The following is a 502-nucleotide window of genomic DNA, read 5'->3' as shown; positions in this document are numbered from 1 at the left end:
TGCGGGATTCCATGGGTGACGAAGATCGCAAGGTGCTGATGGAACAGATGGAAGCTTACCGCCGGGGCGAGGTGCCTCTGGTGGTGCCGATGACCCTGCTGCGCATGGCACAGCGGAGGGAGCCGGTTGACTACCTGCATGCCCAGCAGTACCTGACCCCCTACCCGGATGAGCTTGGCCTCAGAAACAACGTCTGAAGTCTAAAATTGGGGTCAGATGAAAATGGGGTCAGATGAAATTTTCATCTGACCCCGAATTCACGCTCTCAATCAGAAACCATAGAGCAGTGACAGCGAGGTTTCGGTGTCGGTGTTTTCAGAGCCAACCGGGGGATCCGACAGGTGCTTCACCCGGAACGCGGCTTTCATGGACAGGTTCCCGATCACGTTCGCCTGCAGTGACGTTTCCGATTCGGTCACGGTGTTGCTGTCGTCCAGGCCGATTTCGGTACTGAGTTTCTGCCGGAACAGGGAGTTGGCGGTCAGAGCGTAATCAAACTTTC

General features: G+C 56.2%; 2 protein-coding genes. One reads left to right on the top strand and one right to left on the bottom strand.

The genetic code is table 11. From position 1 onward, the window contains the following. Positions 1-197, top strand: a 197-nt coding sequence (locus B2W52_RS18880) for a DUF1722 domain-containing protein (protein WP_286803900.1), incomplete at its 5' end; no start/stop codon positions are given. A gap of 72 nt (positions 198-269) precedes the next feature. Here B2W52_RS18880 and B2W52_RS18875 read toward each other — a convergent pair. After that, on the bottom strand, positions 270-502 hold a 233-nt coding region (locus B2W52_RS18875), incomplete at its 5' end, for a DUF481 domain-containing protein (protein ID WP_286803899.1).

The organism is Marinobacter sp. UBA2498 (assembly GCF_002341575.1).
Taxonomy (GTDB): Bacteria; Pseudomonadota; Gammaproteobacteria; order Pseudomonadales; family Oleiphilaceae; genus Marinobacter; species Marinobacter manganoxydans.
Note: the sequence above shows the minus strand (reverse complement) of the source record. Positions and strands in the feature narration are given on the sequence as shown.